A 15114-nucleotide genomic window follows, 5' to 3' on the forward strand; every position below is an offset into this window, starting at 1 on the left:
TTAAATCCGAGTTATTGCCCGCTTTACTGATAGCATTTGCATTATAAAAAGAGGTGATGCATGAATTTGAAGTGGTGGCGTAGCGATGCAGCGGTGGCTGCCATGGTGTTGGTGCTATTTTTGATTGTTTGGCTGGCTACGCCGGTGATTCGCAGTCTGGAATCCCAAGCTTACGACGTGGCGATGACCCAAATTCAGCGTAGCCCGTCTCCTAAAATTTCCGTAATTGCCATTGATCAGCAGAGTTTAGATAATCTGGGGCGTTGGCCTTGGTCACGCGAAATTCACGCCAAAATGATTGCGCAGCTGCAGCAAGGTGGCGCGCAATTGATTGTACCCACGATTTTTTTTACCGAACCGCAGCGTGATCGAGGTTTGGATTTCATTGAAAAACTCGCGCAACAAATATCTGGCAATCCTGAAGCCTATCCCGCCCAGCTCAATGACAATGTACAAGTAGCGCTACAAAATCTGAATGTGGATCGCCTGTTGGCGGAGCAGATTGGTGCCGCAGGGAATGTGTTGTTACCGATGATGTTTAGCTTGGGTGAGCAAGCGGGGGAAGCCACGCATGAGCTGCCGGAGTTTGTGATGCGCCAAGAAATTGAGGGCAGTGGTGATGCCGCGCTGGGTATACCGCAATCCGTCATCAATCCAGTTTTGCCGATTGCAGAAATCGGTGAGCGCGCCAAAGGTGTCGCTTCACTGAATTTAGATCCCGACTCCGATGGTGTTGTGCGCCGTATTCCACTGGCACTGCGATATTACGATGCGATTTTTCCGTCGTTTCTAAGTTTGACTGCGGCCAAGAGTCTTAACATCCCTAGTCGACAAATGAGCGTTAATTTTGGGCGCGCAGTATCGATGGGGCCGATGCGCTTTGCGACAGATCCCGATAGTACGTTTTTACCGCATTTTTATGCCAATCAGCATGGCAAACCCGCGTTTCAAATGGACTCCTTTTTTGATGTTGCGGCGGGCAAAATTCCAGCGAGCAAATATCGCGATCAAATCGTTTTAATAGGCGCGACTGCGCCTGGAATTGGCGCGGCTTTGACGTCACCAGTACTGGCTAACAATGCGCCGGTTGAGCTGTTTGCGCATAATTTATCAGCGATGTTGTCGCAGCACTATTACACGCCAATGCGCTGGGGTTTTGCGATTACTTTGAGTTTGGTGGTGCTTGTGGCATTGTATTTGGCTGTGATTTTGCCGCGTTTACGCGCCAAGGCGGGGGCTATTTCAACTGCCGTGATTCTGCTCACATTGCTGCTGATGCATTACGTCTTAATGAGTAGCTTGATGATTTGGTTGCAACTGATGGCACCCGCTAGTTTATTGATATTGGGGCATTTGGCGCTAACGACTAAGCGTTATCTATGGACTGAAGCGAAGGGCGATCAATCTGCCAACGAGTCTGCTGAGTCTAATCGGATGCTGGGTTTAGCATTCCAAGGTCAGGGTCAATTGGATATGGCGTTTGATAAATTGCGCCGTGTGCCGCTCGATGACAGCATGATGGAGGTGATGTACAACCTCGGTCTTGATTTTGAGCGCAAACGACAATTTAACAAGGCTGAATCGGTGTATAGCCTGATGGCCAAGCACGATGCCAAGTTCAGAGATTTACCTGAAAAGTTAAAAATGGCACAGCAAATGTCCGAGACCGTCATTCTGGGCGCGGGCTCTGCGGGCGGTACGATGATATTAGCGGGTGGCGACGTAGAAAAACCGATGTTGGGGCGCTATCAGCTGGAAAAAGAGCTGGGCAAAGGCGCGATGGGGGTCGTGTATTTAGGCAAAGATCCTAAAATTGGGCGTGAAGTTGCGATTAAAACCCTCGCTTTGTCGCAAGAGTTTGAAGCTGATTTGTTAGAAGAAGCGCGGCAACGCTTTTTCCGCGAGGCGGAAACAGCAGGTAAATTGAATCATCCTAATATCGTCACGATTTTTGATGCGGGTGAAGAGCACGATTTGGCCTATATTGCGATGGAGTTTCTGCAAGGCGAAGATCTCACGCCGTATACTCGCCCCGCGCATTTGATGCCGATACTCGAAGTGATTACCTTGGTTAAGCAAATTGCCTTGGCTTTAGATTATGCGCACAAAGCAGGCGTGGTGCATCGGGATATCAAACCTGCTAATGTCATGTATGATCGCACCCTTGGTGTGGCGAAGGTCACAGATTTTGGGATCGCTCGCATCACTGATTCGAGCAAAACCAAAACCGGAATGGTGCTCGGAACGCCTTCGTTTATGTCGCCAGAGCAGTTGGCAGGCAAACATATTGATGGTCGTTCTGATTTGTTCTCACTGGGTGTGATGTTGTATCAATTATTAACTGGGCATTTGCCATTTGTGGGTAGCTCAATGGCGGAGTTGATGTATCGCATTACGCAACAACCAGCAACTGATCCACGGCAATATACCCCTAAAATGCCAGCAATATTGGTCAAGATTATATTAAAGGCTTTAGAAAAAGATCTAGGCCAGCGTTTTCAAACGGGCGCCCATTTTGCGCAAGTATTGGCAAAATTAGAGGTGGCGATAAAAGGAGTTGCGGATGCGCAGTCTAGCAACGGCACTTGAAATTTGTGGCCTGACCGACGTAGGTAAACTGCGCGATCATAATGAAGATGCAATCAGTTTTGATACAGATATCGGCTTGGTCATACTTGCCGATGGAATGGGCGGTTACAATGCGGGTGAAGTCGCCAGCGGTATTGCCACGCAAGTGATGAGCGAAGTGATGCGGGCTCAATTGGCCGCAATGCCAGCGCATATTAAAACGGCTGGTAGTTTGTGGCCCGTGGCGCATGAAATGCTGTTGATTGCGGTAGATCGATCAAATTCACTGATTTTTCAGACGGCAGAGCAACATCCGCAATGTGCAGGAATGGGAACGACCTTAGTTGGGGCTTTGTTTTACGATAATCATTTGGCAGTGGCGCATGTCGGTGATTCACGTGCTTATCGGTTTCGGCAGCAAGAACTAACGCAATTGTCGCGCGATCATTCGTTCTTGCAAGAGCAGATAGATGCTGGACTATTAACCGTGGCTGAGGCGCGTTATGCGCCACATAAAAATTTAGTCACTCGCGCAGTGGGTATTGCGCCGATGGTGCAAACCGAGTTGCATGAATATGCAGTTGAGCCAGACGATATTTATTTGTTCTGTTCAGACGGTTTAAGCGATATGTTGGACGATGCTTCGATAGAGGCGATCTTGTCGTTGCAGGGTAATAATTTAACGTTAGCGACCCAGACGCTGGTTGAGCAAGCGAATGCGATGGGTGGAAAAGACAATATTTCGGTGGTTTTAGTACGTATTCGGCGTGATTTTGGCGTTGATGATGGGATCTGGAAAAAAGTAGGCGGTTGGTTTGGCGCCAGTAATTAAAGTTTTGGAATCAATAACTCATGGCAAAACTATTTTTAAGTCTGGAAGGCAATCCAGTTAAAGAATTCCGTCTGACTCGGCATCGGACTTCGATTGGGCGGCGCTCAACAAACGATATCCAAATCGATAATTTAGCAGTTTCGGGCGAGCATGCGGTCCTTGAGTTGGTTGGCCAGATTTATTTTATCGAAGATCAAAAAAGTACCAATGGAACATCGGTCAATGGTGAAAAAATTCAGCGTCATCCATTGCGGGATGGTGATGAAATCAAAATTGGTAAATATAGTTTGAAGTTTTGGCGCGAAGCGGGTGCTGAAGCCAATGGGACTGATTTTGAAAGAACGATGATTTTACATGCCACGCCACAAGCACAGGTAAATGATAGCGCAGAGCAAACGGCCGTGGTGCGGGTGTTGACTGGTGCCAATGCTGGTCGTGAGTTAGTGTTAACGAAGAATACAACGACCTTGGGCAAAGCTGGGGTGCAAGTTTCAGTGATCAATCGTCGTGGTTTAGATTATTTCTTGGCACACGTAGAAGGTGCAAAGCGGCCCGTAGTGAATGGCCGTGAGATTGGTGAGCAGCCACATCAATTAATCGAAGAAGATCTCATTGAAATTTTAGGTATTCGGATGGCTTTTTTCTACCGGTAAAGCGATGAGTACATTCCGTGTCTTGGGTTGCAGCGGTGGAATTGGCGGTCAAAATCGCACGACTTCATTCTTGCTCAATCAAACTATCTTAATCGATGCCGGCACCGGCGTCGGTGATTTGAGCATGGAAGAACTACTGCAGATCGAGCATGTGTTTATTACGCATGCTCATTTAGATCATATTGCCTGCTTACCACTCTTGATTGATTCAACCATCGGTGCTCGTACCAGCCCGGTGACCGTGCATGCTACTTCTGCAACGATACAAGTCCTCAAAAAGCATATTTTTAACTGGCATATTTGGCCCGATTTCAGTGTGATTCCCTCGGCTGAGGATGCGTTTTTACGTTACGAAATGCATGAATTAGGCGAGCCTTATCAGCTTGATGAAATCACGATTACTCCGCTGCCAGCAGAGCACACTGTTCCCGCGGTTGCATTTCAGATCAACAATGACCGTTCATCGATTGTGTTCAGTGGAGATACCGTTGGTGGCCAGCAATTTTGGCAAGTTGTAAATCAAATCACTAATCTAAAGACGCTGATTATTGAAACTGCGTTTGCAGAACGTGAATTGTCGTTGGCACTGCTCGCTAAGCATCTTTGCCCAAGCACCTTGGCCGTTGAATTGCAGAATTTGGCCAGTCATGTTGAGGTGTTGATTACCCATTTAAAACCCGCTGATAGCGATCTAACCATCGCTGAAGTGCTCAATTTAGATCACGTTCACCCGATTCGTCGACTTTTACAGGGTGAAATATTGGAGTTCTAAAATGCCCAATGCCGCATCAGGCTCTCATTTGACTTTCATGCATGATTTACAAGTCTTAACGACCAAAATTCATGCCACAGTTCGTTTAGATGAGCTATTAACTGAGATAAGCCCTGATGTATGCTGCGTTTTTGGCTGTGAGCGTTTTACCATCTATATCGTTAGTGATGATGGTCGTGATTTGATTGCCAAGGTCAAAACAGGGCTTGAAGGCGTTCGCGAGCTGAGAATTACGATTAATGACCGTAGCTTGGCTGGATTTGCTGCCAATCATAAGCAATTACTTAATATCTCAGATGTTTACAATGAGGGTGAGTTAAAGCAATACGGCCCGAACCTACAATTTTTGCACGTCGTCGATCAAAAAACAGGTTTTCACTCCAGAGAAATGCTGGTACTGCCGATTCTGAATGAGGCAGATGGCATTTTAGTCGGTGTTTTACAATTAATGAATCGTACCGACAAGCAGGCTTTTGGTACTGACTTGTGTGAAGGCGCTCAGCTGTTGGCTAAAACGCTGGCCGTGGCATTGAAGCAACGTAAAACAGCAGCCAATCCTTTCGTTCCACAGCATAAATATCATCAATTGATTGTCAGTGGCATCTTGTCACCCGCGGCATGGCAAGTTGCACTCAAAGAATCTCAAAAACTGCAGCAGGATATCGAGCAAGTATTGCAGGTGGGCTTTAGCGTAACCCCAGAGCAAATTGGCGCCTCATTGGCTGCATTTTATGGCCATTCTTATGAGCCATTTTCGAATGAACGCGTAAAACCGCTCGAATTGTTGAAGAACATCAAGCGAGAATATGCGCTGGAGCAGCAGTGGCTGCCGATTGATGATGTGAATGACTGTGTATTAATTTTAACGACGGACCCAGAGCGTTTGCGTTTAAGTCATGCCAGCCAGTTGTTTGCTGATAAAAAACTGCAGATCAAAATCACGACTCGACAAGAATTTATTCGTACGGTGGATCAATTTTTTGGTGCGTTGGCCGACGGTAGTATTGATGTTTTATTGGGTTCGATGCATGAGGAAGATGAGGCGCAAAGCTTAAGTGCCGAAGAAGTGAGCGCAGCACAAGACAATGAAGTCGTTAAACTCGTCAATCAGATCATTAGCGATGCGCATCGGCAAGGGGCATCGGATATTCATATTGAGCCCTATACGGGCGCTGCTAAAACCCAAATTCGCTTTCGACGCGATGGTGATTTACTTCATTATCGTGAAGTCCCCTCTGCATACCGTAATCCGCTGGTGACACGGTTAAAAATCATGTGTGACTTGGATATCAGCGAGCGACGCAAACCACAAGACGGCAAAATTAAGATGAAAAAATTTGTGCCGACTTTAGATATCGAATTGCGGGTTGCAACGATTCCAACCGCAGGGGGCATGGAAGATGTGGTCATGCGAATTTTGGCCGCAGGTGAGCCACTTCCATTAGAAAAACTAGCTTTGTCTGAACGTAATCTTGCGCGATTGAAGGCGGTGATCGCAAAGCCGTATGGATTGTTTTTTGTCTGTGGGCCGACGGGTTCAGGAAAGACGACAACTTTACATTCGGTACTTAAGTACCTCAATCGCCCCGAAACTAAAATCTGGACGGCCGAAGATCCCGTCGAGATTACGCAAAAAGGTTTGCGCCAAGTTCAAGTTAACGTCAAAGCAGGTCTGACATTTGCGACGGTAATGCGCTCTTTTTTACGTGCAGATCCTGATGTGATTATGGTTGGTGAGATGCGCGATCTTGAAACGACTGGAATGGGTGTTGAAGCTTCTTTGACTGGGCATTTGGTGCTTTCAACGTTACATACCAATAGTGCGCCTGAATCGATTATTCGTTTATTAGATATGGGCATGGATCCGTTTAATTTTTCAGATGCTCTACTGGGCGTTTTGGCGCAACGTTTGGCGCGTCGTTTGTGCCCCAAATGCCGTGAGGCTTATGAGCCAGATGCGAATGAATTAGAGCAAATGCTCAATGAATACGCCGATGAATTAAGGCATACACCAGCATGGCAAGCCGATCCGAATGCTGAATTTTCGGCGTTGCGGCAAGAGTGGCAAACAAATTATGTAAATCAAAAAGGGCAATATCGTTTGTATCGTCCGGTTGGCTGTGCTGAGTGCCACAACACAGGCTATAAAGGTCGGGTTGGTTTGCATGAGTTAATGCTTGGTACAGACGCGACCAAAAAACTGATTCAAGAGCATGCGCGGGTTGCTGCTTTACTGTCTTGTGCCTTGGACGAAGGAATGCGCACTCTGAAACAGGATGGGATTGAAAAAGTCATGCAAGGTCTGACCGATATGGCCCAAATTAGAGCGGTTTGCATTAAATAGTCAGGAGTAGTGTGATGGAACTGATTGAACTGCATGAACGATTAGAGAAACTCAATTCAATCGGTATCGCGCTCTCGGGTGAGACACATATTCACCGTTTGGTGGAAAGTATCTTGGTCGCCGCGACGGATCTGGTTCAGGCTGATGCTGGCACACTGTATTTGATTCGTGATCAGCAGCTGCACTTTGAAATTGTTTTGAACACCTCTTTGGGCATCGCAATGGGGGGGACGAGTGGCGTAGCGATTAGTTTACCAAGTATTCCCTTATTTAATGAGGATGGCTCACCGAATTTGGCGAATGTGGTTGCCTGTGCTGTGAATCAAAATAAAACAATTAGTATCCCTGATGCCTACGCCACAGATGATGAATATGACTTCTCTGGCACGCGACGTTTCGATCAAAGTACAGGCTATCATTCCAAATCGTTTCTTTCTGTGCCCATGCGTAATCACGAAGGGGAAGTGATCGGTGCTTTACAACTGATTAATGCCACCACACAGTTGCAAGAAATCATTGCCTTTTCAATGAGCGACCAGCATTTGGTTGAGTCGCTTGCTTCGCAGGCGGCGATTGCGATTACCAATCGGATGTTGATCAATTCTTTGCAGAAATTGTTTGAGGGTTTTATCAATTTGATCAATCTTGCGATTGATGACAAGTCCCCCTATACCAGCGGCCATTGTCAACGAGTGCCTGAGTTGACGATGATGTTGGCAGAAGCAGCTAATCGAACAAATACCGGCCCATTGGCTAATTTTTCACTCACAGAACGAGATCGATACGAGCTGAAAATTGCAGGATTGCTGCATGATTGCGGCAAAATCACCACGCCGGTGCATGTGGTCGACAAGGCGACTAAGTTGCAAACCATCGCGGATCGGATTGAACTTATAGATATTAAATTTGAGGTTTTACTGCGGGATTTAGAAATCGCTCAGCTGCGGGGTGAGATTGATTTGGCTGAATACGAGTTCGAGCGAGAACAAATCTTCTCTGATCGGGCATTTCTTCGTCAGGCTAATTTAGGCGGAGAAATGATGAGCGATACGGATGTGGAGCGTATTGAGCGTATTGCTAAGCGCCAGTGGCAGCCGAGCGAAGGCGAGCGGCAAAACGTTTTGACGGTCGATGAGTTTGAAAACTTATCCATTCGTAAAGGCACGCTCACATCAGCAGAACGACAAATTATTAATCATCACATTAAAGTCACGATTCAAATGTTAGAGGCCCTGCCATGGCCAAAACATTTAATGAAGGTGCCGGAATATGCCGGTGGTCATCATGAGCGGATGGATGGTAAAGGATACCCAAAAGGCTTAACGCGAGATCAAATGAGTGTGCAAGCACGCATTATGGGGATTGCGGATGTCTTTGAGGCCTTAACAGCGCGTGATCGGCCGTATAAAGAAGGTATGAAGCTGTCGGTGGCATTGGGGATTCTGACGCGAATGGCCTGTGAGCAGCATGTTGATCCCGATTTGCTCGAAGTTTTTTTGCGGGAAAAAGTTTGGCTTGATTATGCCGAGCAGTTTCTTGAACCCAGTCAATGTGATGTGGTTGATATTCAAAAATTGCTAGAAAAAATAAGGTGTATTACTCTGTAGGCTATTTAAATAAATGCTTGCAAGGCAATACCTTTGTTAATTCGGTGATGTTCAGATTTGGTGTTGATATTGTTTCGCGCTCGTTGAGTTGGGGTTTTAAAACCCCTCATATCAAGCCGATGAAGTCGGTGCAGATATATGGGACGCCTTCTTTTGCTTACTTCTCGCAGCGAAAAGAAAAGTAAGTCCCCATTGCGGATTGCGATTGTAAAACACCGTGCCGCTGGCACTTAAAACCATCAACACCCAATCTAAACATGACCATTAATTCATTCCACCAGAAGCGACAAAGTGGATTCGTTCAAAATCTAAGCCGCGGCTTAAAATACTCACCAAACGAATTCGAGTTTTCCGATGTCCATCCCATAATTCCAATAGCCGACCTTGGCGAAACCAGCCTGCTGGAAGTATCAGTGTATTCGGCAGCTGTAATGCAACAATCGCTGGAATCAATAGCACTTCGGTATGGTCTGTTTGGCCAAAACGGGCGGCATCTTGGGCGCGAATGGTGGCAGCTTGAGGTTGCCCCGGTAACAATTTGACGCCGATTTGTAGATCATTGACTTGATCACAGAGCCAGCGAATGCTGCCAATTAAAAATTGTTGCTGGTCTTTAATGATGAGCAATTGCTGCAGATTGATTCTTTCGCCATCGTGGGTGCGTTGCAGCCGTAATCCTGTCGCGGTTTCATCGATAGTTTGCCATGGATTGGTGATGACATGCGGAAGGACAACAGGGGTATTCATCGCGCTAGTTTGACCAAACAAACGAATTTGCATTAATTCTTGACTGCTTAACTGAGATTCATCTTGTGGCGCGGGTGCAAAGCGACCCTCTGCCATCCAGTGATGTAAATTAGTCAGGCCAAAGCCGACTGCAACTGGATTTTGGGTTTCACGTCGTGGCAGGCTGCGCTCAACGGGATGGTCGCACCATTGGCGATATAAATCAGTCAAAAGTGCTTCCGCCGCTTGCGGGCTCAGTGTGGTGCCAAGACCAATTTTTTCGGGCATTTCCCCGTTGCGAAGTAGTTTGATTCGTTTACTGAGCGCTTGGGCAAGTAATAAAGTACTGATTGATGTTTGACTGTCTTTTGAAGGTTTATCTAAGCGTTCCGGTGCGGATGGCGCTAAAAAATCGATGGTATAAGCAGATCGATTCGGTAGTGTTTCTGCGATGTGCTCGAGTGTGCAGCGGCTAGCGAACACTTCGAGGCACTCGTTAATCCATAGCAAATAGCGTAAGTTATATTGAAATGGATTGGCCACGTTCAGCAGTAAACTGTGAATGAAAATATTCTCAGCGGTAGTGCTGCCGCCAATGCTAATGAGGCTGTCTTTGGCTTTTTTTTGTGCGACGCCCAATACCTGAGCGAGTTGGTAATACGTAAATTGTTGTGCCCATTGCTCGCTAGGAATAGTGGTGTTGATTAGTAAATAGCTGAAATTGACTTTTAAGCTGTAATACAAAGTACGTTCAGCCAGTAGCGGCATAAACTCAGCCACATCCGTTTGGCCTGATAGTGCCGTATGCCAGCAGCGGCCATAGGCTTTTTCAAAAGCTTGCCAGAGTTGCAGCGCACTTTGCCATGCCTGCAGTTCAATTTCTGCTAGTGGAATTGCTTTTTGTGTGTAGCGACTGAGTAAGCCTTCTTGCAAGACATGCGCAGACTCACGAAATTGCTCAATGATTTTTAGGCTATCGAGGCCAGAAATATTGCTGCAATTGAGTTCCTCCAGTGAGGTGAGCATTTCGGCATGCGCAACAGTGACATTAATCAGTGGTAATAATTTAAGCCAATCTCGTGCACTGCGTGCATCTTGGAATGGCGGTGATTTGTTGCCGGAAATCGCGGGTAGGCGCTGCCTAAATAGATCAATGCTCATGGCTGTAACTGCGCGAGTTGTTGTTTCAATTGCATCAATACCGTTTCATCGACTGTGTGGCTCGTTTGGCGAGCAGCCTCCGCCCAGATGGGGGCGGGGAAGTGTTGGTCATTAGTCCAGCGAGGAATAATATGCCAATGCAAATGTGGCACCATATTACCCAAGCAAGCGAGGTTAATTTTGTCTGGATTAAGTGTGCTACGAATGGTTTTTTCGACGGCCCACACAATATTCATCAATTCAACGCGCTCGTTGGCATTTAAATCCGTCATTTCGGCAACGTGGCGATTTAAAACGACACGGCAAAATCCTGGGTAAGCGGCTTCGTCGGCAAAAATGACGCGTGCAAATTCATTTTGCCAAATCAATTCGCCACCGACAGCGGTGCAAAGGGGGCAGTCGAGAACCATGGGTTTTTCCGTGAAATGAGGCTTGTTATGAATTGATTATAAACAGAATTGAGTTTAAAAAAATAGGGTGCAGCGATAAGCTGCACCCTATTGTGTGAAGGTTAACAATTCATTACAAAAGTACGCGCTCAATCCCGCCGTTGCTGGCTTGCTTCACGTATTCCGGCATCCAGTTTTGCCCTAATACATTTTTGGCAATTTCGACAACGATGTAATCAGCGGTGGTGCCCGAATCATCATCGTAACGGCTCAAGCCTTGCATGCACGAAGGGCAAGATGTCAAGATTTTAACCGGCGTTTTATCACTACCCGAATCAGCCCGAAGTTTGGCTGCGCCTTTTTCCATTTCCTCTTGTTTGCGGAAACGAACTTGCGTTGAGATGTCTGGACGCGCAACCGCAAAAGTACCCGATTCACCGCAGCAGCGATCATTCAAATCCACGCGTTGGCCCATTAGTTCATTGGCCACGTCGATACCTTTATACGTCTTCATCGGCGTATGGCATGGCTCGTGATACATATACTGGGTACCACTCACACCTTCAAGTTTTACGCCTTTTTCAAGTAGATACTCATGAATGTCAAGTAGTCGGCAGCCGGGGAAAATTTCCTCAAAGCGATATTTTTGCAGCTGATCCATACACGTACCGCATGAAACGAGCACCGTTTTGATATCTAGATAATTGAGTGTATTGGCTAAACGGTGGAATAACACGCGGTTGTCCATCGTGATTTTGTCGCCCTTATCTTGCTGGCCGCTCGATGTTTGCGGGTAGCCACAGCAGAGATAGCCTGGTGGTAACACCGTCGTGGCACCCACATGCCACAACATCGCTTGCGTTGCTAAACCCACTTGGCTAAACAATCGCTCTGAGCCGCAGCCAGGGAAGTAGAACACCGCTTCGGTGTCTTCATTCAAGCGTTTTGGATCACGAATCACTGGCACCACATTGCTGTCTTCGACATCGAGCAGGGCACGTGCTGTTTTCTTCGGTAGTCCACCTGGCATTGGTTTATTCACAAAGTGAATGACCTGTGCTTTGAGCGAAGCCGTTCCTAATGTGGCGGGTGGTGCTTTGGTTACGCCTTTAATCAGGCCAAAGCGTTTAGCCAAAGTATGCGCCAAGCGTTGTCCTTGATAGCCCCATTCGATCATGACTTTACGCATCAATTTGATCGTTGCTGGGTCTTTCATCGTCAAGAACGCCATCCCCAGCGCTGAGCCTGGATTGAATTTCTTTTTGCCTTCTTTGCGCAAGAAATTGCGCATCGCAATCGTCACATCGCCAAAGTCGATATCGACTGGACAAGGATTCACGCAGCGATGGCAGACGGTGCAATGGTCAGCAACATCACCGAGCTCTTCAAAATGCTTCAGCGAGATGCCACGGCGGGTTTGTTCTTCGTACAAGAACGCTTCGGTGAGCAAGCCTGTTGCCAAAATCTTATTGCGTGGGCTATAGAGCAAGTTCGCGCGCGGGACGTGCGTGGTGCAAACGGGTTTGCACTTGCCGCAACGCAAGCAATCTTTGACCATATTGCTGATATTGCCGATGTCCGATTGCTCCAAGATCAGCGATTCAGTACCGAGCAGGCTAAATGATGGCGTATACGCGTCGCGCAAGTCAGCGCCCGGCATCAATTTGCCTTTGTTGAAATGCCCGTTTGGATCGATTCTTTGCTTGTAGGCTTCAAATGGTGCTAGTTCTTCACGCGTCAAGAATTCGTATTTGGTAATCCCAATGCCGTGTTCACCCGAAATCACGCCGTTCAAATCACGAGCGACTTGCATAATCCGCGCAACCGCATGATGCGCGCGTTGTAGCATTTCGTAATCGTCGGAATTGACCGGAATATTGGTGTGCACATTACCGTCACCAGCATGCATATGCAGCGCGACCCACGTTCGACTTTTCAGGACTTTTTGCTGGATAGCGTGGATTGCATCCAAAATCAACTTGTCGGCTCGGCCACCGAATAGGACTTCTAGATCGGTCAGTAATTCGCGTTTGTATGAAATACGCAAGATTGAATCGCGAATCGCGTGGAACACGCTTTGTGGCAATTCATCTGGATCGAGTGTTTTTTCCAGCGGCATCGCTGGGAATGCAGTTTGATAGAGTTCAAAAGCATCATCCAAATTACGGCTGAGCCAAGTCCAGTGTGTACGTGCTTTATCGATAAAGGCCAGTGCCGATTCACGGCGATCACCAATCAATACATCATGGCTAACAGGAGACTCACTCGCGTCAAATGGTAAGCGGCCTTGTTGGAAGAACTCGGTAAATTTATCGAGTAATTCCATTTTGTTATGAATAGAGAGCTCAATATTGATGCGTTCAATCGCATCTGAATAATCGCCCAAGCGATGCAATGGAATCACAACGTCTTCGTTAATTTTGAAGGCGTTGGTGTGTTTGGCAATCGCCGCCGTGCGCGCACGATCAAGCCAAAATTTCTTGCGTTGTTCTGGCAGAACCGCAACAAAACCTTCACCGCCGCGCGCATTAGCGAGTTGCACAACATGGCTAGTTGCTTCACCCAAGGCGCGTTCATCATCGGAAACAATATCCGCGATGAGTACCATTTTTGGGCGGCCTTTTGATTTTGCCTTGGTTGAATAACCAACGGCACGCACATAGCGCCAATCCAAATGCTCTAAACCTGCTAGTTGCACGGTTTTGTGGGCATCGAGGTAGTCTTTGATTTCAACAATTGATGGTACGGCACGGCTAACTTCGCCAAAAAATTCCAAACAAACGGTGCGCACATGGCTCGGCATGCGGTGCAGTACAAAGCGCGCGCTGGTAATTAGGCCATCACAGCCTTCTTTTTGAATGCCAGGTAAACCCGCCAAGAATTTGTCGGTAACGTCTTTACCGAGGCCTTCTTTTCTGAATTTGGCACCAGGAATGACCAGTATTTCTTCACCGATTTTAGTGCTGCCATTCGGTTTAAATTTAGAAATTTTAAATGTGGCCTGCGCGGCATCGTGGATTTTGCCGAGGTTGTGATCCATACGCTCAATAAATAGCCAATTACCATCGGGGTCGACCATTTTCCAGCTGACTAGATTGTCGAGCGCAGTGCCCCACAAAACTGCTTTTTTACCGCCGGCATTCATTGCGACATTGCCGCCAATACAGGATGCGTCTGCTGAGGTTGGATCAACAGCAAACACCAGACCGGCTTCTTCAGCAGCCTCCATCACGCGGCGGGTAACAACACCTGCACCACATTGAATCGTGCTGATTTCGTGATCTACGCCGGGAATACGCATTTTCTCAACGCCTTGGTGGCGATCGAGTTTTTCAGTGTTAATGACGGCTGACAGGGGGGTGAGCGGCACTGCACCGCCGGTGTAGCCCGTGCCACCACCACGTGGAATAATCGTCAAACCCAATTCGATACAGGCCGCGACAATCGGCGCCATTTCGGCTTCGGTGTCCGGGCACAGTACGACGAATGGGTATTCAACGCGCCAGTCGGTCGCATCCGTGACATGGCTGACACGCGATAAACCATCAAATTGGATATTGTCGCGCTTGGTAATGCTGGCCATTTTTTTTAGCGTTTTCTTACGCAAAATAGCTACATCGCGGAATTCGCGCTCAAAGGCGTCCACTGCTTGGCGAGTCCGCGCTAGAAGGATGTTGACACGTTCGTTGTCTTGGCGGCGCTTTTCAATTTCCGATAGGCGGTGGTGCATCGCCTCAACCAGTAATTGCAGACGTTTGTGGTTTTCGAGCAAATCGTCTTGCACGTAAGGATTGCGCTTCACCACCCAGATGTCGCCCAATACTTCAAACAGCATGCGTGCTGAACGGCCAGTCTTACGTTCTTGGCGTAATTCATCCAATACACGCCATGCGTCTTCCCCCATCAAGCGAATCACAATTTCGCGATCAGAAAACGAGGTGTAGTTGTAGGGAATTTCGCGAAGACGTTCGGGTGATGCAACATGTTCAGGCGTTACAAGCAAAGTCGCGGCGGTGGGATCCATCATGAAGGGCGTCTCCAGCAGGCATTACGGCTAAAGAG

General features: G+C 47.4%; 9 protein-coding genes. 6 read left to right on the forward strand and 3 right to left on the reverse strand.

Annotation, left to right across the window (positions count from 1 at the left end; genetic code table 11):
- Window positions 1–60: 60 nt before the first annotated feature.
- From K4H28_RS02880 to K4H28_RS02905, 6 genes are read left to right on the forward strand one after another with little or no spacing between them, the layout of a single operon-like run.
- Complete coding sequence (locus K4H28_RS02880; protein ID WP_221006900.1) at window positions 61–2589, forward strand: CHASE2 domain-containing serine/threonine-protein kinase; 2529 nt, start codon at window positions 61–63, stop codon at window positions 2587–2589.
- Window positions 2564–3400 carry a Stp1/IreP family PP2C-type Ser/Thr phosphatase gene (locus K4H28_RS02885; protein ID WP_221006902.1) on the forward strand — a complete coding sequence of 279 codons (837 nt, stop codon included), beginning with the start codon at window positions 2564–2566 and terminating at the stop codon, window positions 3398–3400. The genes K4H28_RS02880 and K4H28_RS02885 overlap by 26 nt, the downstream gene beginning before the upstream one ends.
- A gap of 20 nt (window positions 3401–3420) precedes the next feature.
- On the forward strand, window positions 3421–4053 hold the full coding sequence (locus tag K4H28_RS02890) for an FHA domain-containing protein (protein ID WP_221006904.1): 633 nt from the start codon (window positions 3421–3423) through the stop codon (window positions 4051–4053).
- A gap of 4 nt (window positions 4054–4057) precedes the next feature.
- Window positions 4058–4825, forward strand: a complete 768-nt coding sequence (locus K4H28_RS02895) for a 3',5'-cyclic-nucleotide phosphodiesterase (protein WP_221006906.1) — start codon at window positions 4058–4060, stop codon at window positions 4823–4825.
- Window position 4826: 1 nt separating this feature from the next.
- Window positions 4827–7169, forward strand: a complete 2343-nt coding sequence (locus tag K4H28_RS02900; RefSeq protein ID WP_221006908.1) for a GspE/PulE family protein — start codon at window positions 4827–4829, stop codon at window positions 7167–7169.
- A 14-nt stretch (window positions 7170–7183) separates the two neighbouring features.
- The gene (locus K4H28_RS02905; protein ID WP_221006909.1) at window positions 7184–8776 is read left to right on the forward strand and encodes an HD domain-containing phosphohydrolase; all 1593 of its coding nucleotides are present in this window, start codon (window positions 7184–7186) and stop codon (window positions 8774–8776) included.
- A gap of 264 nt (window positions 8777–9040) precedes the next feature.
- Here K4H28_RS02905 and K4H28_RS02910 read toward each other — a convergent pair whose 3' ends face one another.
- The 3 genes from K4H28_RS02910 to K4H28_RS02920 form a co-directional block, all read right to left on the reverse strand.
- Window positions 9041–10663, reverse strand: coding sequence for a cyclic-di-GMP receptor FimW-related protein (locus K4H28_RS02910; protein ID WP_221006911.1), 1623 nt, complete (start codon window positions 10661–10663; stop codon window positions 9041–9043).
- Entirely contained in the window at window positions 10660–11073 is a 414-nt protein-coding gene (locus K4H28_RS02915; RefSeq protein ID WP_221006913.1) for an HIT family protein, read from the reverse strand. Before K4H28_RS02915 ends, K4H28_RS02910 begins: the two co-directional genes overlap by 4 nt.
- Window positions 11074–11185: 112 nt before the next feature.
- Window positions 11186–15079, reverse strand: a complete 3894-nt coding sequence (locus K4H28_RS02920; protein WP_308443471.1) for a DUF3683 domain-containing protein — start codon at window positions 15077–15079, stop codon at window positions 11186–11188.
- Between the last annotated feature and the right edge of the window lie 35 nt (window positions 15080–15114).

Source organism: Deefgea tanakiae (assembly GCF_019665765.1).
GTDB lineage: Bacteria > Pseudomonadota > Gammaproteobacteria > Burkholderiales > Chitinibacteraceae > Deefgea > Deefgea tanakiae.

Coding starts and splice junctions, on each gene's coding strand:
- K4H28_RS02905 (WP_221006909.1), top strand. CDS start 7,184: ATGGAACTGATTGAACTGCATGAACGATTAGAGAAACTCAATTCAATC.
- K4H28_RS02880 (WP_221006900.1), top strand. CDS start 61: ATGAATTTGAAGTGGTGGCGTAGCGATGCAGCGGTGGCTGCCATGGTG.
- K4H28_RS02910 (WP_221006911.1), bottom strand. CDS start 10,663: ATGAGCATTGATCTATTTAGGCAGCGCCTACCCGCGATTTCCGGCAAC.
- K4H28_RS02920 (WP_308443471.1), bottom strand. CDS start 15,079: ATGATGGATCCCACCGCCGCGACTTTGCTTGTAACGCCTGAACATGTT.
- K4H28_RS02900 (WP_221006908.1), top strand. CDS start 4,827: ATGCCCAATGCCGCATCAGGCTCTCATTTGACTTTCATGCATGATTTA.
- K4H28_RS02885 (WP_221006902.1), top strand. CDS start 2,564: ATGCGCAGTCTAGCAACGGCACTTGAAATTTGTGGCCTGACCGACGTA.
- K4H28_RS02890 (WP_221006904.1), top strand. CDS start 3,421: ATGGCAAAACTATTTTTAAGTCTGGAAGGCAATCCAGTTAAAGAATTC.
- K4H28_RS02915 (WP_221006913.1), bottom strand. CDS start 11,073: ATGGTTCTCGACTGCCCCCTTTGCACCGCTGTCGGTGGCGAATTGATT.
- K4H28_RS02895 (WP_221006906.1), top strand. CDS start 4,058: ATGAGTACATTCCGTGTCTTGGGTTGCAGCGGTGGAATTGGCGGTCAA.